Source organism: Enterococcus sp. DIV1758, assembly GCF_051711985.1.
In the GTDB taxonomy this organism is placed as follows: Bacteria; Bacillota; Bacilli; order Lactobacillales; family Enterococcaceae; genus Enterococcus; species Enterococcus faecalis.
The window spans coordinates 702,172-722,848 of sequence record NZ_JBIOOA010000001.1; the positions used below are offsets into that span (position 1 = coordinate 702,172).

Sequence of the window (20,677 nt, forward strand, 5' to 3'; positions counted from 1 at the left end):
TAAATAACTATGTATACTTACTTAAAGTAAGTGTAGTGCTTCTGACATTTTTTGACAACTATTTAGTTTGATTTAGAAGGCTGACATAGCCAGAAACAAGAAAAAGTGTTAGAATAACCAAGATAAAAACTAGTAGAAAGAGTGACGTAAATGCTAAGTACAGAAGATTTTGATTTTGATTTACCAGAAGAATTAATTGCTCAAACCCCACTAAAAGATCGCGCTAGTTCACGATTATTAGTTGTAAATAAAGAAACAGGAGACATGGAGGATAAACATTTCCATGATATTCTTGATGAATTACAGCCTGGGGATGCATTAGTCATGAATAATACCCGGGTACTGCCGGCCCGTTTATATGGAGAAAAACCTGAAACAGGCGGTCATTTGGAAGTTTTACTTTTAACAAATACAGAAGGCGATACATGGGAAACCTTGATTAAACCCGCGAAACGTGCAAAAGTCGGCACGGAAATTCAATTTGGCGATGGTCGCCTAAAAGCGGTGGTTAAAGAAGAGTTGGAACATGGTGGTCGAATCATTGAATTTAAATATGATGGTATTTTCTTAGAAATTTTAGAATCGTTAGGAGAAATGCCATTGCCGCCATATATCAAAGAACGTCTAGATGACCCAGATCGTTATCAAACGGTTTATGCTGAAGAAAACGGTTCAGCTGCAGCACCAACAGCGGGTTTGCATTTTACAAAAGAACTATTAGAAGAGATCAAAGCAAAAGGTGTTCATCTCGTTTATTTAACTTTACATGTCGGTTTAGGAACATTCCGTCCCGTGAGCGTTGATAATATAGAAGAACATCATATGCATAGCGAATTCTATCGTTTAACTGAAGAAGCGGCTAAGCAATTAAATGAAGTGCGCCAAGCAGGCGGTCGGATTGTTGCCGTTGGAACAACTTCTATTCGTACGTTGGAAACAATTGGCACAAAATTTAATGGTGAAATCCAAGCTGACAGTGGCTGGACCGATATTTTTATCACGCCAGGGTATCAATTTAAAGTCGTAGAGGCTTTTTCAACGAACTTCCATTTACCAAAATCTACGTTAGTGATGCTTGTGAGTGCCTTTGCAGGAAAAGACTTAACATTGGCTGCTTACCAACATGCAATTGAGGAAAAATATCGTTTCTTTAGTTTTGGAGATGCAATGTTTATTAAATAAGCGACACTTTGTGAGCAGAATACTTGGGATTGAAACAAAAATATATTATGATAAACACGTGATTTTTGGAATCACAGTAAAGGTGTGCTTTATTTTTTCTTCCCCTGTAAATAATAAAGTTAGAAACCAAAACGCTACTAGAGCAAAAGTGCTTAGTAGACAATCTTAGAATAAAAAGAACGGCGCAACCACGGTTGCGCCGTTCTTTTTTTATGTAAGAAAAGATTAATTATTGAAACAACAATACGAAGAAGTGCTTTCTTCGTATTGCCGGTACTAAGTTGTACCTCGGCAACTCCAAGTACAATCAGAAAAATTGTCTTGTTAAGTACAGCTTATACTGTTTAGGCTTCTTGTTCTACATCGTCATTCAGTGTTTCTTTGAAGGTGAACACATCATCAATGGTTACGCCAAAGACGTTCGCGATGTCATGCGCAAGAAGTAATGAAGGATTGTACTTGTTTCGTTCCAGTTGAATAATTGTTTGTCGAGAGACACCGACTCGATTGGCCAAATCTTGCTGGGTCATACGAGCCATAGCACGATAAACATGAATTGAACTTTCAAACGAAGATTTTTTCTTTTTTCGCATAGCATTCCCTCCTTTAAAAGAAGATAAAATAGAATGTGCACCTTGAATATAACACATATGATTATTTGATACAAATATATTTTATTGCCTAAAAGAAAAAACCGAGCTTAAATTTAAGCTCGGCCTTGTTAACGGGAAGACATCAATTGGTTGAATAAGTGTTTACATTTCGCGATACATGTAAAGCAAAAGGTGAACGTGATGTGGTGAAACTAAAACCTTGTTTTCATACAGTTTCGACGCTTGGATGGTGGATAACTTGCGTTAGGTGATAACAGATAGGGTAAATGCTTTATAGAAACTCCATCCTTCTATAACCTTTCCCTATTTTCCGATACGAGTTATCACTAACAATTACTCTACACGTATTGTTTACAGGTGAATCTTGCAATTCTAACAACTTTGAGTTTACCGATTTTTATCTACTGAGAAAATCTTCAACCAATTGATTTGCATGTCCTCCTTACACTTAAAGAATAGCACCTTTTGGAAGCGTTTGCAAGTTATAACACTTATTAATAAGATTAAATATAATATTTTTCTGGTTATTTTATAACATGTAAAATAAATAATCGTGCGAACCAAATAACATTGTATTTTTTGTTGTTTTTGTGTTGAATATATAGAAATAAACTATTTTTTTATCAGACAAAATGAAAAAAATGTCCATTGCTTTTTGGCTGAATTCGTTTCTTTTTTCATAAAATTCCCATAATTGAATAGAAACATTGTTGTAGCAACAACGAAAATACCAGTTTTTTTCGGGCATATGAGAGAACGCTAAGCCAAAGATGAAAAAAGTTGCGTGTTCAAAAAAAATCATGTTATATTTAATAGAGACACTATTATATAGGAAGAAAAAATTAGAGGGGGAATAGGATGGAAGCTTACAAGCAAACTGTCGATACTGTCACAAAAGAAGTTTCAGTCAATACTGAAACTGGTTTAACACAACAAGAGGCCCAACAACGGCTGAAAGAAAATGGCCGCAATCAATTTGAAGAGGCTAAGAAGGATTCTGTGTTAAAGAAATTCATTCACAGTTTATCTGATTTTACGACGATTATTTTATTAGTTGCTGCGGCAATTTCGTTTTATACAGCAATCGTAACAGAACATGGCGAATATTTTGAAGGAATCTTAATTATTGCAATTGTGATTATCAATGCTGTTTTAGCCATTGTTCAAGAAGGAAATGCTGAAAAATCTCTGGCGGCTTTACAAGACATGAACAAGCAAAGTAGTGCAGTCTTACGAGATGGCAAGGTAATCGAAGTCGATGCTGAAGAACTAGTAGTAGGAGATGTTCTAGTTCTTGAAGCTGGTTCAATGATTACAGCCGATGCACGACTTATTCAAGCTTCTCAAATGCGCGTAGAAGAGTCAGCACTAACAGGTGAAAGTGAACCTGTTGAAAAAGATCCTACATACGTGGGGCATGACGATGATGGCTTAGGAGATCAAATAAATATGATTTTCAAAGGCTGTACCGTTGTGAATGGCCGCGGACGAGCAGTAGTAACTGCAACAGGAATGAATACAGAAATGGGTAAAATTGCTGGGTTACTGAATAACAGCGATCAGCAAAAAACACCATTACAAAAACGCTTGAATCAATTAGGCAAACGTATTAGTTTGTTAGCCTTAGGGGCTGCGGCAATTGTTTTCATTATTGGTGAACTGCAAGGAGAACCGCTTCTTGAAATGTTTATGACAGCCGTTTCCTTAGCGGTGGCAGCTGTACCAGAAACACTAACCGTGATTGTAACGTTAACCTTAGCATATGGTGTTCAAAAAATGGCTAAAAAACATGCGATTATTCGCCGATTGCCAGCAGTAGAAACGCTAGGAACTGCGAATGTTATCTGTTCTGATAAGACAGGAACACTGACACAAAATAAAATGCGTGTCCGCCGAGTATGGCATCGTGGTGATGAAGTAACGGATACGGAAGATGCCATGACCGATGAAGCCATGGAAGTACTGAAAATGGCTGCTTTATGTACAGATGTCATTGTGGAAAAAGAAGGCGATGAACTAACTGTTACAGGGAATCCGACAGAAGCGGCAATTGTTCGTGCTGTCGAAGAGAATTATCATACGAAAGAAGAACTTGAAGAAAAATATCCTCGTATTGGTGAAATTCCCTTTGATTCAGAACGTAAAATGATGACTACGGTCCATCAATGGGGGAAAAAGTACATCTCAATTACTAAAGGAGCCTTTGATGTGTTACTACCTCGTTTTGGTTTCGGGGATGTCGATCAAGCGGCTATTGTTAATGATCGTTTCGGAAAACGAGCGTTACGAGTTATTGCTGTCGGTTATGCCGTATATGATGAACCACCCAAGGAAATTACATCGGAGGCTTTAGAAAAAAATCTTCGCTTGTTAGGCTTAATTGGCATGATTGATCCACCACGTCCAGAAAGTAAGGGCGCCATTGCTCGTGCGAAAAAAGCTGGAATTAAAACAGTCATGATTACTGGTGATCACGTGGTAACAGCCAGTGCAATTGCTAAAGAATTAGGAATTTTAAAAGATAAAAGTGAAGCCTTATCTGGTTCAGAACTGAAAAAAATGAGTGATGAAGAATTAGATAAACGGGTTAAAGATTTATCCGTTTATGCACGTGTAACCCCTGAAGATAAAATTCGAATTGTTCAATCATGGCAACGTTCTGGCGCTGTTGTAGCAATGACTGGAGATGGCGTGAATGATGCGCCAGCCTTGAAAGCTAGTGATGTCGGTTGCGCAATGGGGATTACTGGAACAGATGTGGCTCAAGGCGCTTCAGATATGATTTTGACGGACGATAACTTTGCAACCATTGTTGATGCAGTGGCGCAAGGACGTGCCGTGTACCGAAATATTCGTAAAGCCATTAACTTCTTGTTAAGCTGTAATATTTCTGAGATTTTTATTGTTTTAATTGCCATGTTACTTGGTTGGGGTGCGCCATTTACTGCAGTTCAACTGTTGTTTGTTAACGTGGTCGCAGATGGGTTACCTGGTTTTGCATTAGGAAAAGAACCAGCAGAAAAAGGAATTATGGATGAGGCACCAATTCCTAAAAATGAAGGGATTTTTGCACGAGGCTTATGGCAAAAGATTGGGATTAATTCAGCAGTGTTCACAGTCATTACTTTGTTTGGTTTTTACCTAGGTGCTTTTGTACCAGGTGTTTCAGCCTATGTTTCAAACAGCTATGAAGTTGGACAAACAGTGGCATTTTTAATCTTAGCTTATTCCTCTATCTTACATGTCTTTAATGTTCGTAGTGCGAACTCTGTTTTCCGTGTAAAATTATCAAGCAACAAGTCCCTCTTTGAAATGGTCGTTTTAGCATTACTAATTACCACAACCATTGCTTTATTACCATTCACACAAGAACTATTCGGATTAGTGCATATTAGTTTAAATCATTGGATGTTAGCAATTTTCCTATCCTTTGTGCCAATTTTCGTCAATGAAATGATTAAGTTCCATTTCTCTGAAGTTGATGAGGAAGAAGAAGTGATTTAAATTTAACAGGAATAAAAGGAGCTACTTTTGTTCAGAAAATTATCTTAATAGTTAGCAAGTGGGGCAGCAGTCGTTTCGACTGCTGCCCCACTTATTTTTGATTTTCCTTTTTTCAAAATAGGTGGGTTTCTTATCTAAGATGAACATTCTCTAATAAAAAGACTTGCTAAACGATTTAAAACGTATTATAGTGAGTAGCATCGTTAGTCAAAAAGCGCTTTTTGACTAATGAAAAAGATATATAAAACGTTATATAATAAAGAGTTTTAAAAGTTTTTATGGAGCTGTTGGTTAAACTAAACGAAGTCATTTCTTTTGTAGGAGGAAAGTATTGTGTTACACAAAGCAGAGGGGTTTGATCGTCGGAAATTTACGATGGCAGGGATCTTAGTTGCCATGGGCGTTGTCTATGGAGATATTGGAACGAGCCCTTTATATGTAATGAAAGCTATTGTAGGAGATAATGGTGGCTTGGCACGGGTCTCTGAATCGTTTATTTTAGGTTCGGTCTCGTTAATTTTTTGGACATTGACTATCTTAACCACGATTAAATATGTTGTTATTGCTTTAAATGCTGATAACCATGGAGAAGGTGGGATTTTCTCTCTTTATACATTGGTTCGTAAAAAAAGTAAGTATTTGATTATTCCCGCAATGATTGGCGGTGCCGCTTTACTGGCTGATGGCGTTTTGACCCCAGCTGTGACAGTGACGACAGCGATCGAAGGCTTACGGGGGATTCCGGCATTTTTTGAACGTTTTGGTAATGACCAAACGATTATAGTGGTTATTACGTTGACGATTATTTTAATTCTTTTTTCTGTTCAACGATTTGGAACAGAATTGGTCGGGAAAGCTTTTGGGCCGATTATGTTCATGTGGTTTACTTTTTTAGGCATCATTGGTTTAATGAATTTTAGCCAAGATTGGACGGTTATTCGTGCATTAAATCCATATTATGCTTTGCAATTACTAGTCAGTCCAGAAAATAAACTAGGTCTATTTATTTTAGGGAATATTTTCTTGGCTACAACTGGTGCTGAAGCTTTATATTCTGATTTAGGGCATGTAGGAAAAATGAATATCCGCATTAGCTGGCCGTATATTAAGATTTGTTTGATTCTTAATTATTTAGGTCAAGCTGCATGGTTGTTAACGGTCAAAGAAAACCCTGAAATGCAGGCATTAGCTGAAATTAACCCATTTTTCCAAATGATTCCACGAGGTATTCTCGTATTTGGCGTTGTTTTTGCAACAATCGCCGCAGTGATTGCTTCGCAAGCGTTAATATCAGGTTCGTATACTTTAGTTTCTGAAGCGATTAAATTGAAGTTATTACCAAGACTCAAAATTATTTATCCTGGGAGCAATATCGGTCAAATGTATATTCCAGCGGTAAATTTAATTTTGTGGTTAGCTTGTTCAGCAATCGTGCTGGCTTTTAGAACATCGACACACATGGAAGCTGCGTATGGTCTATCGATTACGATTACGATGTTGATGACAACCATTTTATTGTTGTTTTATCTTTTGGATAAAATTCCAGCTTGGTCTGCGTATCTAATTTCCTTGTTCTTTGCTGCCATTGAAGTTGTCTTTTTCTTTTCAAGTGCTGCGAAGTTTTTCCATGGTGGATATGTTGCTGTGGGAATGGCAGTCTTCTTGTTATGCATCATGATTATTTGGGAACGCGGCAACGAGATTAAGGAAGCAACGGCGGAACAAGTGTCGTTGGAAAAATATGTACCACAACTTAAAGCTTTGAAAGAAGATACATCTGTACCAATGTATCAAACCAACGTGGTCTTTTTAACCTCCGATCGAGTGGACGGCGAAATTAATCGTAATATTATTTATTCGATTTTGGACAAACAGCCAAAACGAGCGAATGTTTATTGGTTTGTTAATGTTCAGGTAACAGATGAACCCTTTACTCAAGAGTATTCTGTTGATATGTTAGGGACTGATTTTATTGTGCAAGTTCAGCTATATTTAGGTTTCCATATTTCTCAAGAAGTGAATGTATATTTAAGACAAATTGTTCATGACTTGATGAAAACAGGCCGCTTGCCAAAACAGCCACAACGTTATTCATTAACGCCAGGGAGAGAAGTTGGCGATTTCCAATTTGTATTAATTCAAGAAGAATTATCTAACGTTTCTGAACTGAAAAAATGGGATCGACAAATTATGCAGGCAAAATTAGCTATCAAAAACTTAACTACCTCTCCTGAAAGTTGGTTTGGCTTGGAATACAGTGAAGTCAAATATGAATCCGTTCCTTTAATCATTGGACCACAACGGAAAACGCACTTAGTCGAACGAAAGAATCGTTCATAAATAGAAGAAATTTAACTAAAAGATTGAGCCTAAGTCCTTGAGATACATGGCTCAATCTTTTTTGTAGAATCAGAGTAAATACTGTAATTCCACAAAGAATTCATTTAAAAGTGTTTGGTCTTTAAAGGAATTCATTCGCTTAAAGATGGCCAGTAAGACTTCTTTTTGTGGTTCAGTTAATTGATCTACTTTTAACAAAGGAAGAAAAGCGATAATCAGAGAATAATCCAATTCTGGATTTTGAGAATGTGTAAATAATTCATGGAGTTCCGACAAAATAAACGGATGATAATAAGATTGGTCAGACTGTTCTTCTGCAGTTGTTGGTTCATAAATAGAAATACTCTCTTGGGAATGAGAGGGGGCTTCTACTGTTAAAGGAAAAGCATAAAAGGACTGCTGTAACTTTTGCGCTTGAATCATAATTTTTAAGGAATCGTGATAGGATAGCTGTTCTTCAGATAAACGTATCATCAACTGAGTAAAAAAAGGTGGTTTTAGCAGTTGTTTATTTTGAAAATTTTCTTTTAATAGCTGGCGCACAAATCGATCGAAATCACCATAAAGTAGCCAATCTACTGTTGTGTCGCAGGCTTTAGCGATTTTTTTTAAGTATCGTTTATTGGGTAAATTCAAACCTAATTCCCAGTTACTAATTGTACTTCCACTAGATAAACCAATTTTATTGGCTAAATAACGTAAAGTGTACTTCTTCTTTTTTCGAGCTTCACGCATGCGCGCCCCGACTTGCTTTGTAGTAATTTTCATTGAAACACTCCTTTTGTAATAAATATGAGGATAAGGTGTTCTTAAAATATACATACGCAAAATTCGGCTCTTTTTTTTTCTAAACTAAAAAAAGTAATTATTTCTAACAATTTTCATCTTGTGCTATGCTTAAGATGAAAATACTTAAGAAGAGAAGGGATCATATGTCAGCAAAACATAATCATGAACAACACCAGGAAAAACAGCCAACAATGTCCCACGATAAAATGAATCACATGAATCATGATATGGCGCATGAACAAATGGCTATGTCACACCAACATGAAGGAATGAAGGGAATGGACCATTCAATGCATATGGGGAATTTTAAACAAAAATTCTGGCTGTCATTGATTTTAGCTATTCCGATTATTGTTCTTTCACCAATGATGGGTTTTCAATTACCTTTTCAATTTACTTTTCCAGGTTCTGATTGGTTGGTCTTAATTTTAGCAACTGTGCTATTTTTTTATGGTGGACAACCATTTTTAAGTGGCGCTAAAATGGAATTACAGCAAAAGAGTCCAGCAATGATGACGTTAATTGCGATGGGGATTTCGGTATCATATTTTTATAGCCTATATGCGTTTTACATGAATCATTTTACGAATCAGGCCCACGTGATGGACTTTTTCTGGGAATTAGCCACTCTGATTGTTATTATGCTTTTAGGCCATTGGATTGAAATGAATGCTATTTCTAATGCTGGTGATGCCTTGAAAAAAATGGCTGAACTGTTACCTGACACAGTCAAGCGAATGACTGAACATGGGGAAGAAGAAATTCCTTTGCAAGATGTCCAAGAAGGCGATCGCTTGATTGTTCGTTCGGGAGATAAAATTCCGACAGATGGTAAAATTTTGAAAGGAAGCACAACAGTCGATGAATCGATGGTTACAGGGGAATCAAAAACAGTAGAAAAAAACATTGGCGACTCCGTGATTGGTGGAGCTGTCAATGGCAACGGAATGATTGAAATTTCAGTAACTGGCACGGGTGAAAATAGTTACCTGTCAAAAGTTATGGAGATGGTTAAACAAGCGCAATCGGAAAAATCAAAACTAGAATCTATTTCAGACCGTGTAGCCAAGTGGTTATTCTATATTGCCTTATTCGTAGGTGTGTTAGCATTTATCGGTTGGTTACTCGTAACGAAAGATTTGTCGCTAGCATTTGAACGAATGGTTACAGTTTTTATTATTGCCTGTCCCCATGCGTTAGGCTTGGCAATTCCTTTAGTGATTGCTAGAAGTACCTCCATTGCTGCTAAAAATGGCTTACTTTTAAAAAATCGGAATGCATTAGAACAAGCCAATAAGGTTGAATATGTGTTGCTGGATAAAACTGGTACTTTAACAGAAGGACAATTTACAGTTACTGGCTTAGAATTAATGAGTAAGCAGTTTACTAGAGAAGAAGCACTTAAATATATTGGGGCATTGGAAAAAAATGCAAACCATCCGTTGGCAATTGGGATCATGAACTATTTAAATAAACAAGCCGTTCAACCTTATGAAGCCCATAATCTGCAAGCTTTATCAGGCGTAGGACTGGTTGCTACTGTTCAAAACCAAGAAGTCAAAATAGTCAATGAAAAAGAAGTTGCACGGTTACAGTTAACCTTCGATGAAACAATTAAAACAAACTATCAAGAGCAAGGAAATACTTTGAGCTATTTAATCATCGCTGGTCAATTAGTCGCACTGCTTGCTTTAGGAGATAAAGTCAAACCAGAAGCTAAAACATTTATTGCAGAGTTACAAGCGCAAGGCATTACGCCAGTCATGTTGACAGGGGATAATCAAACAGCTGCCAGTGCAGTTGCTAATTATTTAGGAATGAAGGAATACTACGCAGAGCTCTTACCAGAAGATAAAGAAAAAATTGTGCAACAGTATCTTACTGAGGGGCATCAGGTCATGATGGTAGGAGACGGTATTAACGATGCACCAAGTTTAGCCCGTGCTTCAATCGGCATTGCGATAGGCGCTGGTACAGATGTAGCGATTGATTCGGCAGATGTTGTACTGACGGATAGTGATCCTAAAGATATTTTAAGGTTCTTAGATTTAGCCAAACAAACACGACGTAAAATGATCCAAAATCTTTGGTGGGGAGCTGGGTACAATATTGTCGCCATTCCTTTAGCGGCTGGGGTTCTTGCACCAATTGGGATTGTTTTAAATCCAGCTGTAGGTGCTGTCTTGATGTCATTAAGTACAATTATTGTAGCAGCAAATGCTATGACACTGCATATTTCAAAAAAATAATTCGATATAATTGTAGAGAGCGGAAAGTAATCAATACTTTTTGTTCTCTATTTTTTTCTTCTTAAAAAAATTTTTGCCTTATTTGACGTATTCTTATAACAAGGGAGTGAAAGGGGACGATATATGGATTTCAAGGAATTATTGTCTTTTGAACATAAAAATATGTTGGAATTGTTGGATTTACTGCAACAAGAGCAGACATTTTCTGTTTTGATGGCTGCAGAAAAACTAAAGGTGAGCGACAAAACCATCCATTGTTACATTCAACGTTTTGAAAAAAAGCAGGAAACGTTTAAGATAGAAGGGCTTTGTAAGATTTATACAACGACCAAAGGAATTGTAAAATATCGTGAATTATGCGTTTGTGGCTTGGCTCGATTTAGACAAAAATTTTGTTATTTTATTCCCGAATTTTATATTTTACGTTGTCTAATTGAAGAGCGAATCAATTATGCGCAATTGACCCAGGTATTGGGATTACAGGAATCAACTCTTCGGAAGAAACTTTCTAATATTCGACGTTGGCTAGTTAATTTTGATATTATTGTACGTCAAAAACATTACGATTTAACTGGCAATGAATGGCAAATTCGACAGTTAATCCTTTGTTTTTATTTGTTTTTTCAAGAAAGCTGTCTGGAAGAAAACAGAGACATGACTCGGAAAATCATTACCTTTTTTGAGTTGGATTTAAATGTGGCACAACAGAATCATCTTAGTTGGCTAATTTATATTTGGGAGAGACGATATCGAGACGGGCATGGAATTTCAGTGCCAAATGCTAATTTATTTCAACAAACAAGTGCTTTTTTTTATTTATTTCGTGTGGAAGTGTTGAGCACTTCCTTTATATCTCTTAAAGAACAAAAAGCGTTATTTGTGATTCTTGAAGCACATTTTGGTGGTTGCTTTGGCAAGAGAGCGCGAAAGTATTTTATTCATGAGCAAATGAAAATAGAAAGTTTATGCTTAAAAACAGCTATTTTTATTATGAAAGAAATTAGGAGAAATTTTACACAACATCATTTTAATTATCAAGAAATTCATTTATGTCGATTTTTAAGTACGCATATGAATAGTTTATTAGACGGACAAACATGGTTGCCAGCTCATAAACAGGAACAAATACTCGCTGTACGTTATCAGCAAACTTGGCACAGATTACAGAAACTAATTAGGCTTTTAAAACGCCTGTATCCAGTCTTTACTTCAGTAAAAGAACGGGAATTGACGAGTTGCTATTTTTATCACATCCTAGATTTATTTGACCCGATTTTATATGAAAAAAAATATATTATTTGCCTATTGACGGACTTTCCTCCAGAAAAGGAACAAGCGCTGGGGCAATCTATAAAAAACTATTTCAGTGAAAAAAAGAATATTACAATTATTCATGGAAAACCAACGTATCAACTTCACCAAGCACACCTCTTAATTGTCAATCATTTGTTTCAGATGAACGTAGCGCTTTCTTCTGAGACAGTTGTTTATTTGCCAGAGGAATTATCTCCTGCTTTTTTTGAAAAAGTCGAAGCGAATCTACCATAAGAAGTCCAATTTTGTCTAAATAGTGTTAAAATGAAGAAGTAAGAGGAATGGATGAGGAGGATATTAAAATGAAACAACTGCAATTTGGTACAAGTGACGAAACTGTTTCTTCGGTTGTCTTAGGATGTATGCGCTTAAATGGTGCTGAAAATCCTCAACAGGTAATTGAAACTGCTTATGATCACGGCATTACATTTTTTGATCACGCCGACATTTATGGTGGCGGCGACTGCGAAACCATTTTTGGTAAGGCCTTAAAAGAAAGTGCCATTCGTCGTGAAGATATTTTTATACAAACGAAATGTGGGATTCGCCAAGGCTTTTTTGACTTTTCGAAAGCACATATTTTAGAAGCGGTTGAAGGGAGTTTACAGCGTTTAGGTGTAGATTCAGTCGATGCATTATTGTTGCATCGTCCAGATACTTTAGTGGAACCAGAAGAAGTAGCTGAAGCTTTTCATTTATTAGAAAAACAAGGGAAAGTTCGCTATTTTGGTGTAAGTAACCAAACGCCAGGACAAATTGAACTTTTAAAAACAGCTGTTAAACAACCATTATTAGCCAATCAATTACAATTTGGCATCAAGCATACTGGCATGGTGGATCAAGGCTTACAAACAAATATGGAAATATCAGGAAGCATTGATTATGATCATGGTATTTTAGATTATTCACGGTTGAAACAAATGACTATTCAAGCATGGTCACCGTACCAATATGGTTATTTTGAAGGTGTCTTTATTGGAAATGAAAAATTCCCTGAGTTAAATCAAAAATTAAGCGAATTGGCTGAAAAATATCAAACAACGCCAACTGGCTTAGCCAGCAGCTGGATTCTGCGCCACCCTGCTAATATGCAAGTCATCGCAGGAAGTATGAATCTTGGTAGAATTGAAGAAATTGCTAAAGCAGCAGACATTGTGATTAGTCGCGAAGATTGGTACGATATTTATCGTGCAGCGGGAAATGTTTTGCCGTAAAAAGATTTTCATACTTGTGAAGATCCAGCGTGTATTGCTGATTGATTTTGGTATTTGATATAGTTGTCACTAAGGAACTATGTCAAATACCTTTTTCTTTCATTCTGCAATCGCCGTCTACTGCAAATTCTGTAGTTTTTTGTTAAAATAGAAAGGAAACTAGTTTGCTAAAGATGAGGGGAAAAAAATGACCAAAAAAAAATTATTACTCGTTGATGGAAACAGTGTAGCCTTTCGTGCATTTTTTGCGCTACATAACTCATTAGAACGATTCAAAAATAAGAACGGCTTGCATACAAATGCTATTTATGCATTTAACAATATGTTTGAAAATGTAATGCAAAAAGAAATGCCTACTCATGTTTTAGTCGCTTTTGATGCAGGGAAAACCACATTCAGAACAGAATTTTATTCAGAATATAAAGCCGGACGTTCAAAAACACCGGGCGAATTTAAAGAACAAATGCCGTATATTCGTGAACTTTTAGAAGGTTTAGGCGTAAAATATTATGAACTACCTAACTATGAAGCAGATGATATTATTGGTACATTAGCCAACAAAGTTGATAAAGATGAATATGATGTTGTCGTGTTATCAGGGGACCGAGATTTGACACAATTAGCGACGGACACTGTCAAAGTAGATATCACTGTTAAAGGAGTTAGCGATATTGAATCATATACGCCTGAGCATATTGCTGAAAAATATGATGGATTAACGCCTAAGCAAATTATTGATATGAAAGGGTTGGCTGGCGATACATCGGATAATATTCCAGGTGTAACGAAAATCGGTGAGAAAACCGCGATTAAGCTGTTAAAACAATATGGCTCAGTTGAAGGGGTTTATGAGAATATCGATGAAATGAAAAAAAGCAAAATGAAAGAAAACTTGATTAATGATAAAGAGCAAGCCTTTCTTTCTAAACGTTTAGCGACAATTGAAGTCAATGCACCAGTCGAAGTCAATGTGGAAGACTTGGCATATGAAGGGAAAAACTTAGAAAAATTGGTTCCTTTTTATAAAGAAATGGATTTTAAACAATTTTTAGCTAAGTTGGACATTACAGAAGAACCTGTTGAAATGGAAGATATTTTATTTGAAGTAGTCGAAGATCAGTTAACCAATGAAATGTTTACAGACGATATGGCTCTTTATGTTGAGATGATGGAAGATAACTATCACACGTCACCGATTGTCGGCCTTGCTTGGGGCAACGACAAGAAGATTTATACCACGAATAATTTAGCTGTTTTTGAAAGTCAGCCATTTATCGATTGGTTGATGGATGAGACACGTAAAAAAAATGTCTATGATGCAAAACGGACGTACGTTGCACTAAATCGCTATGTAGGAAAAATGACAGGGATTGCCTTTGATGTTTTATTGGCTGCTTATTTACTTGATACCAATGACAATAACGCTGATATTGAAGGTGTAGCACAACATTACGGATATGATGCGATTCAATCTGATGAAGCCATTTATGGAAAAGGGGCCAAAAAAGGCTTGCCAGAGGACGAAGAAGTTTTCTTTGGTCATTTAGCACGTAAGATTAAAGCAATTCAATTTTTAACAAGCAAATTAGATAGCGAATTAACAGAAAAGAATCAAGCTGATTTATTCTATAAAATGGAATTACCACTTTCTCGTATTTTAGGCGATATGGAAATAACTGGGATCCGTGTTGATGCCACGCGCTTAAAAGAAATGCAAGTAGAATTTTCAGAACGCTTGAAAGAAATCGAAGAAAAAATCTATGCAGAAGCTGGCGAAGAATTTAATTTGAATTCACCTAAACAATTAGGCGTTATTTTATTTGAAAAAATGGGCTTACCTGTAATCAAAAAGACGAAAACTGGTTATTCAACAGCGGTGGATGTTTTAGAACAACTAAAAGAACAAGCACCAATTGTGGCAGATATTTTAACTTATCGTCAAATTGCCAAAATTCAATCAACCTATGTTGAAGGACTCTTAAAAGTAATTCAGCCAGATAATAAAATTCATACTCGGTATGTACAAACACTGACACAAACAGGACGACTAAGCTCAGTAGATCCTAATTTACAAAACATTCCTATCCGTTTAGAAGAAGGCCGAAAAATTAGAGAAGCGTTCGTACCAAGAGAGGATAATTGGTTGATTTTCTCTTCTGATTACTCTCAAATTGAGTTACGTGTGCTCGCGCATATTTCTAATGATGAACATTTAAAAGAAGCGTTTGTGGAAGGACAAGATATCCATGCCAGCACTGCAATGCGAGTTTTCGGTGTTGAAAAAGCAGAAGATGTCACACCTAACATGCGTCGTCAAGCTAAAGCGGTGAATTTTGGAATTGTCTATGGTATCAGTGATTATGGCTTGTCTCAAAACTTAGGCATTACTAGAAAGCAAGCGCAACAATATATTGACACCTATTTTGAAAAATATCCAGGCGTGAAACAGTACATGGAAGAGATTGTCCGCGATGCCAAAGACAAAGGATATGTGGAAACATTGTATCATCGCCGTCGTTATTTAAGTGATATTAATTCAAGAAACTTTAATCTACGTTCGTTCGCTGAACGTACAGCGATTAATACACCGATTCAGGGAAGTGCCGCAGATATTTTAAAAATTGCGATGATTGAAGTGGCGCGTCGTTTAAAAGAAGAAAAATTACAAGCGACAATGTTATTACAAGTGCACGATGAATTAGTTTTTGAAGTACCAGAATCAGAATTAGAACAATTAAATCAACTCGTCAAAGAAGTGATGGAGCACGCAGTTTCCTTACATGTGCCACTTATCACCGATAGCAGTTGGGGAAAAACATGGTATGAAGCAAAATAATAGCTTACCCATTAAGAACGATGAATAAAATAAGGATAAGTAGGATCTGGACGTTGGTATCTAAGCGTTCAGACCTCTTTATATAAAGGAGCAAAAATAATGCCAGAATTACCAGAAGTAGAAACAGTGCGAAAAGGACTTGAAAAACTTGTTGTAGGAAAAACCATTCAAGAAGTCATTGTTTTTTGGCCAAGAATTATTGAATCACCAGAAGTTGATGTATTTCAAGGTCAATTAGCTGGTCAAACGATTGAAGGGATTGAGCGAAGAGGAAAATTTCTGATTTTTAAATTGTCTGATAATGATATGATTTCTCACTTACGAATGGAAGGTAAATATGAGTTTCATCAGGCTGATGATGAAATTGCCAAACATACCCATGTAATGTTTACTTTTACAGATGGCACGCAATTACGTTATTTAGATGTACGGAAATTTGGCCGTATGACATTGGTTCCTAAGAATCAAGGTCATCAATATAAAGGGATTTTAGCTTTGGGCCCAGAGCCAACACCAGACGTTTTTCAATTAGCTGCTTTTCAACAAGGATTGAAAAAGCATCATAAGGCAATTAAGCCATTACTGTTAGATCAAAAGCTAGTGACGGGCTTGGGGAATATTTACGTAGATGAAGCACTTTGGCAAGCGCAAATTCATCCAGAGCAACCAGCAGATTCCTTAAAACCTGCGGAAGTTGCTACGTTGTATCAAGCAATCATTGACGTCTTGGCACGCGCTGTTGAAGCAGGTGGAACCACCATCCGCACCTATCTAAACGCGTTAGGAGAAGCAGGGACTTTTCAAGTAGCGTTGAATGTCTATGGACAAACAGGCTTACCTTGCAATCGTTGTGGTACGCCAATTGTTAAAACAAAAGTGGCACAACGTGGTACGCATTATTGTCCACAATGCCAACAATTGAAAGGTCGTCGATTGAAATGACAAAAGTTTTAGGCATTACAGGAGGAATTGCGACAGGTAAAAGTACGGTTGTTGCTCTTTTTAAAAAAGCAGGCTATCCAATTGTTGACGGCGACATTATCGCCCGCGAAATTGTTGCAAAAGGGCAACCAGCCTTAGCCGCAATCGTTGAAACTTTCGGACCAGAAATAGTATTAACAACTGGTGAATTGGATCGGAAAAAATTAGGACAATTAATTTTCGCTAATCCTCAAAAAAGAGAGCTATTAAATGAAACGTTGAAACCTTTTTTAAGAAAAGAAATTTTACGTCAAATTGAAGAAGCTAAAAAGAAAGCCGCCCTGGTTATTGTTGATATTCCTCTCCTTTATGAAGCTCATTATGAGGCGATTATGGATCAAGTTGCTGTGGTATATGTACCAGAAAAGATTCAAAAAGAGCGTCTGATGGCCCGAAACCAATTAACAGAAGAAGAAGCACAACAACGAATTGCTAGCCAATGGCCGATTGAAATGAAAAAAGAACGAGCAGATATCGTGTTTGATAATCAAGGAACTAGAGAAGAAACGGAACAACAAGTGAAGAAGTGGCTAGAGGAACAAACTGAAGAGAAGTGAATATTTTTTTAATGGCGTAAAATATTTTGAAAATTTCAGAAAAAACAGTGAAAGTCTTTGTTTTTATTAAAAAATGGCAAAGATTCAACGAAGAACCAGTTCTAAAGACCTAGTAATAGCGCAATTTCATGTTATAATATAGGCAACAAAAATTATACAGAATAGAAGAGGTGAACGTTATGCGTTGTCCAAGATGTCATCATAATAATTCCCGTGTTATTGATAGCCGTCAAGCAGATGATGGACGAGCAATTCGCCGTCGTCGTGAATGTGAAAATTGCAGTTATCGGTTCACTACATTTGAAAGAATTGAAGCGGCGCCATTACTTGTAATCAAGAAAAATGGGGATCGTGAAGAATTTAATCGTGATAAAATTTTGCGTGGGCTCATTCGCTCTGCGGAAAAAAGACCCGTTGCTATGGAACAAATGGTTCAAATTGTCGATAATGTTGAAAATCGAGTGCGTAGTTTAGGGGAAAATGAAGTCTCTACAACGCTTATCGGTGAATATGTGATGGAAGATTTAGTCAATCTAGATGAAATTGCCTACATCCGCTTTGCGAGTGTTTATCGACAATTCAAAGATATGAGCGTGTTTTTGAAAGAGTTACAGGACATTGTCGACAAAGCAAAATCTTCTTCTCCTGACTCAGAAAATTAAAAAGGAGGTCTTTCTTTGAAAGGAAATCGGCAAAGAATCCAACCAAAAAATATTTTTCAAGCGGTTATTGATTCACCGCTTTCTGATCAAGAGAAAGAGGTTTTAACCTTTTTATATCAACCAATTGTCGGCGCCAATGCGTTTAGTTTATATTGGCTTTTGTTATCTGAAACAACAGACTCAGAGGAGAATGGCTCGCTGTTTCATGCAGATTTAATTAGTTTGCTGGACTTGAGTTGCCAACAATTAGAAGAAGCTTGCTACAAATTAGAAGGCATTGGGTTGCTAGAAACGTATAAAAAAACAGATCGGGAATTAGGAGATTGTTATTTATATTATTTAAAAGCACCTGAAACAGCCGCTCGTTTTTTTAAAGATGAAGTGTTAGCTTTAGTGTTATTTAACCGGGTTGGACAACGGAAATTTGATCAATTAGTGCAAAAGTTCCAACCGCATCCTACCAAAACAGAGGGCTATCAAAATGTTTCCGCTAGCTTTCAAGAGGTTTATGCCTTTAAAGAAGAACAAATTGTTTCCGAGGCGAACCGATTGACAACGATTCAAGAAACTTTTTCTCAACAAGAAAAAGCGAAGAAAATTTCTGTATCAACGGATTCTTTTGATTGGCACTATTTTGTGGAAGGTTTGCACCGCTTAGGTTTACAATTGCCTGAAGATGAGGCTAGTTTTCAAGAAGAAGTCTATGTTTTTCATCAATTATATGGCATCAATGAGTTAGATATGGTAGACTTTGCTTCGAAATCATTTGACTATTATACAAGTCGAATTTTGCCTAAGGAATTAGTGCGAACGATTCATCAAGCGTTTGATCCTGATAAAAAACCACAACCAACAAACGTAGTGACAAACAAGCAAGCACAATTGACGGTGGAAGAGCAACAAACGTATCGATATAACGCATTAAAAATGAATGGTTTTTCTGAACTGGATATTCAAATGATTATGGATAGTGAAAAGAATCCGCCTATTCAATATTTAGAAGCTTTAAAAAATAGTCGAGGCGGCTATACGACACCACAAGAACGTTCATTAGTGAAATATTTGGTTGCCAAATCAGGCTTACCGACTAGTGTGATTAATATTTTGATTAACTATGTTTACAACATTCAACAACAACCGACTTTAAAAGCGGAGTATGTGAATCGAATTGCGAATGAATGGGGACAAAGTGGCATTCATTCACCAGAAAAAGCAATTGAACATGTCAGAGAATTGGCAAAACAAAGCCAAACCAAACAAAAACAGCGACAACAAAATTATTCAGGGAAACGCCAAACTGTTCGACAAGAGCGATTGCCAGAATGGGCCGATCAGCCAAACGATGAAACAAAACTTTCCCCAGAAGAACAAGCCGAGTTAGATCGCCAAATTCAAGAATTTTTAAACCAAGGAGGTGACCAATGATGGAAGACGTAGGAAAAGAAATGTCAAAAATTATCCAGAAGCGTGACATCAATGAACGATATGAAGAGCTGGTTAACGAAGTATTGAAAGATCAAGATGTTCAAGCCTTTATACAAGCAAACCGAGAGCGTTTAACCGATGAAGATATTCGTAAAAGTTATGCTAAGCTGTATGAATTTGTTCAAGAAAAAAAGAAATTTCAATTAAACGATCCGGCAATGATTGCCCCCGGCTATGAGCCAAGATTAATGTTGAATTTTCATTACATTGATGTAACATATGTCCCAACGGCTGATTTAATCGCCCGTCAGAAGGAAGAAGAAATTCGCAATCGAGTAAGGGCAATGGACATGCCAAAAGATGTCCGAGAAGCAAATTTACGAGATTTCGATCCATCTTCTCAAGGTCGAGCCAAAGCGTTAGCAGAAGCAATGCAATTTTTAAGAGAATATCCTGCGACACCAAAAGAGTTTCATAAAGGGCTCTATTTACAAGGCCCCTTCGGTGTAGGAAAATCTTTCTTATTAGGTGCGATGGCTAATGCTTTAGCAGAACGTGGATTTACTACGACAATTGTTCATTTTCCAACATTTACAGTAGAAATGAAACAAGCCATTGGTCGCGATCAAGTTGGTGAAAAGCTCGATGCAGTAAAAAAATCCCCTATATTAATGATTGATGACATTGGTGCGGAATCCATGACTAGTTGGATTCGTGACGACGTTTTAAGCGTAATCTTGCAATACCGAATGCAAGAACAATTAGTTACTTTTTTCTCTTCCAATCTAGATTTAAAAGCTTTAGAAGAGCATTTAACCGTGACGCAACGAGGAGAACAAGAGCCGCTAAAAGCCAGACGAATTATGGAACGTGTGCGTTATCTGTCAAAAGAGATTACGATGACAGGAAATGATCGACGAAACGGTTAAAGCAATCCTTTTATTTTTATGGATTGCTTTTTTTCTTGCGCTTGAAGAGGTAGCGTAAGTTTCGCAAAAACAAGTACTTTT

General features: G+C 36.8%; 14 protein-coding genes. 12 read left to right on the forward strand and 2 right to left on the reverse strand.

Annotation, left to right across the window (positions count from 1 at the left end; genetic code table 11):
• Window positions 1-150 precede the first annotated feature (150 nt).
• Entirely contained in the window at window positions 151-1,182 is a 1,032-nt protein-coding gene (queA, locus tag IGJ52_RS03565) for a tRNA preQ1(34) S-adenosylmethionine ribosyltransferase-isomerase QueA (RefSeq protein ID WP_002355747.1), read from the forward strand.
• Window positions 1,183-1,526: 344 nt separating this feature from the next.
• On the opposite strand, the gene IGJ52_RS03570 is transcribed toward queA, so the two are convergent.
• Window positions 1,527-1,832 carry a helix-turn-helix transcriptional regulator gene (locus tag IGJ52_RS03570; protein WP_002355748.1) on the reverse strand — a complete coding sequence of 102 codons (306 nt, stop codon included), beginning with the start codon at window positions 1,830-1,832 and terminating at the stop codon, window positions 1,527-1,529.
• Between the two features lie 822 nt (window positions 1,833-2,654).
• On the opposite strand from IGJ52_RS03570, the gene IGJ52_RS03575 reads away from it, so the two are divergent.
• Together IGJ52_RS03575 and IGJ52_RS03580 are read left to right on the forward strand one after the other, a co-directional pair.
• Entirely contained in the window at window positions 2,655-5,300 is a 2,646-nt protein-coding gene (locus IGJ52_RS03575) for a calcium-translocating P-type ATPase, PMCA-type (protein WP_002415907.1), read from the forward strand.
• A 333-nt stretch (window positions 5,301-5,633) separates the two neighbouring features.
• A complete protein-coding gene (locus IGJ52_RS03580; RefSeq protein ID WP_002415908.1) occupies window positions 5,634-7,640 on the forward strand; it encodes a KUP/HAK/KT family potassium transporter in 2,007 nt (668 codons plus the stop codon).
• 69 nt (window positions 7,641-7,709) lie between these two features.
• On the opposite strand, the gene IGJ52_RS03585 is transcribed toward IGJ52_RS03580, so the two are convergent.
• Window positions 7,710-8,408 (reverse strand): helix-turn-helix domain-containing protein, encoded by a 699-nt coding sequence (locus IGJ52_RS03585; RefSeq protein ID WP_002415909.1) that lies wholly within the window; start codon window positions 8,406-8,408, stop codon window positions 7,710-7,712.
• Window positions 8,409-8,533: 125 nt separating this feature from the next.
• Between IGJ52_RS03585 and IGJ52_RS03590 the strand changes: the two genes are divergently transcribed.
• The 9 genes from IGJ52_RS03590 to dnaI all read left to right on the forward strand — a co-directional run bounded on the left by IGJ52_RS03590 (window position 8,534) and on the right by dnaI (window position 20,596).
• The gene (locus IGJ52_RS03590; protein ID WP_002361337.1) at window positions 8,534-10,678 is read left to right on the forward strand and encodes a heavy metal translocating P-type ATPase; all 2,145 of its coding nucleotides are present in this window, start codon (window positions 8,534-8,536) and stop codon (window positions 10,676-10,678) included.
• A 123-nt stretch (window positions 10,679-10,801) separates the two neighbouring features.
• A complete protein-coding gene (locus IGJ52_RS03595; protein ID WP_438791917.1) occupies window positions 10,802-12,226 on the forward strand; it encodes a helix-turn-helix domain-containing protein in 1,425 nt (474 codons plus the stop codon).
• 68 nt (window positions 12,227-12,294) lie between these two features.
• Window positions 12,295-13,206 carry an aldo/keto reductase gene (locus tag IGJ52_RS03600; protein WP_010715059.1) on the forward strand — a complete coding sequence of 304 codons (912 nt, stop codon included), beginning with the start codon at window positions 12,295-12,297 and terminating at the stop codon, window positions 13,204-13,206.
• A 187-nt stretch (window positions 13,207-13,393) separates the two neighbouring features.
• Window positions 13,394-16,042 carry a DNA polymerase I gene (gene polA / locus IGJ52_RS03605; protein ID WP_438791918.1) on the forward strand — a complete coding sequence of 883 codons (2,649 nt, stop codon included), beginning with the start codon at window positions 13,394-13,396 and terminating at the stop codon, window positions 16,040-16,042.
• A gap of 99 nt (window positions 16,043-16,141) precedes the next feature.
• Window positions 16,142-16,984 carry a DNA-formamidopyrimidine glycosylase gene (gene mutM, locus IGJ52_RS03610; protein ID WP_010713835.1) on the forward strand — a complete coding sequence of 281 codons (843 nt, stop codon included), beginning with the start codon at window positions 16,142-16,144 and terminating at the stop codon, window positions 16,982-16,984.
• Window positions 16,981-17,580 (forward strand): dephospho-CoA kinase, encoded by a 600-nt coding sequence (gene coaE / locus IGJ52_RS03615; protein WP_002390402.1) that lies wholly within the window; start codon window positions 16,981-16,983, stop codon window positions 17,578-17,580. Before mutM ends, coaE begins: the two co-directional genes overlap by 4 nt.
• Before the next feature lie 179 nt (window positions 17,581-17,759).
• Window positions 17,760-18,242, forward strand: a complete 483-nt coding sequence (nrdR, locus tag IGJ52_RS03620; protein WP_002381296.1) for a transcriptional regulator NrdR — start codon at window positions 17,760-17,762, stop codon at window positions 18,240-18,242.
• 15 nt (window positions 18,243-18,257) lie between these two features.
• Window positions 18,258-19,667 (forward strand): replication initiation and membrane attachment family protein, encoded by a 1,410-nt coding sequence (locus IGJ52_RS03625; protein WP_010816369.1) that lies wholly within the window; start codon window positions 18,258-18,260, stop codon window positions 19,665-19,667.
• Window positions 19,667-20,596 carry a primosomal protein DnaI gene (dnaI, locus tag IGJ52_RS03630; RefSeq protein ID WP_002355760.1) on the forward strand — a complete coding sequence of 310 codons (930 nt, stop codon included), beginning with the start codon at window positions 19,667-19,669 and terminating at the stop codon, window positions 20,594-20,596. Before IGJ52_RS03625 ends, dnaI begins: the two co-directional genes overlap by 1 nt.
• The last annotated feature ends 81 nt before the right edge of the window (window positions 20,597-20,677 follow it).

Bases quoted from the DNA above. Each gene is read 5' to 3' on its own strand.
- IGJ52_RS03600 (WP_010715059.1), top strand. From the start codon at position 12,295: ATGAAACAACTGCAATTTGGTACAAGTGACGAAACTGTTTCTTCGGTT.
- IGJ52_RS03575 (WP_002415907.1), top strand. From the start codon at position 2,655: ATGGAAGCTTACAAGCAAACTGTCGATACTGTCACAAAAGAAGTTTCA.
- mutM (WP_010713835.1), top strand. From the start codon at position 16,142: ATGCCAGAATTACCAGAAGTAGAAACAGTGCGAAAAGGACTTGAAAAA.
- nrdR (WP_002381296.1), top strand. From the start codon at position 17,760: ATGCGTTGTCCAAGATGTCATCATAATAATTCCCGTGTTATTGATAGC.
- IGJ52_RS03595 (WP_438791917.1), top strand. From the start codon at position 10,802: ATGGATTTCAAGGAATTATTGTCTTTTGAACATAAAAATATGTTGGAA.
- IGJ52_RS03590 (WP_002361337.1), top strand. From the start codon at position 8,534: ATGCTTAAGATGAAAATACTTAAGAAGAGAAGGGATCATATGTCAGCA.
- IGJ52_RS03570 (WP_002355748.1), bottom strand. From the start codon at position 1,832: ATGTGTTATATTCAAGGTGCACATTCTATTTTATCTTCTTTTAAAGGA.
- polA (WP_438791918.1), top strand. From the start codon at position 13,394: ATGACCAAAAAAAAATTATTACTCGTTGATGGAAACAGTGTAGCCTTT.
- IGJ52_RS03585 (WP_002415909.1), bottom strand. From the start codon at position 8,408: ATGAAAATTACTACAAAGCAAGTCGGGGCGCGCATGCGTGAAGCTCGA.
- dnaI (WP_002355760.1), top strand. From the start codon at position 19,667: ATGGAAGACGTAGGAAAAGAAATGTCAAAAATTATCCAGAAGCGTGAC.
- coaE (WP_002390402.1), top strand. From the start codon at position 16,981: ATGACAAAAGTTTTAGGCATTACAGGAGGAATTGCGACAGGTAAAAGT.
- queA (WP_002355747.1), top strand. From the start codon at position 151: ATGCTAAGTACAGAAGATTTTGATTTTGATTTACCAGAAGAATTAATT.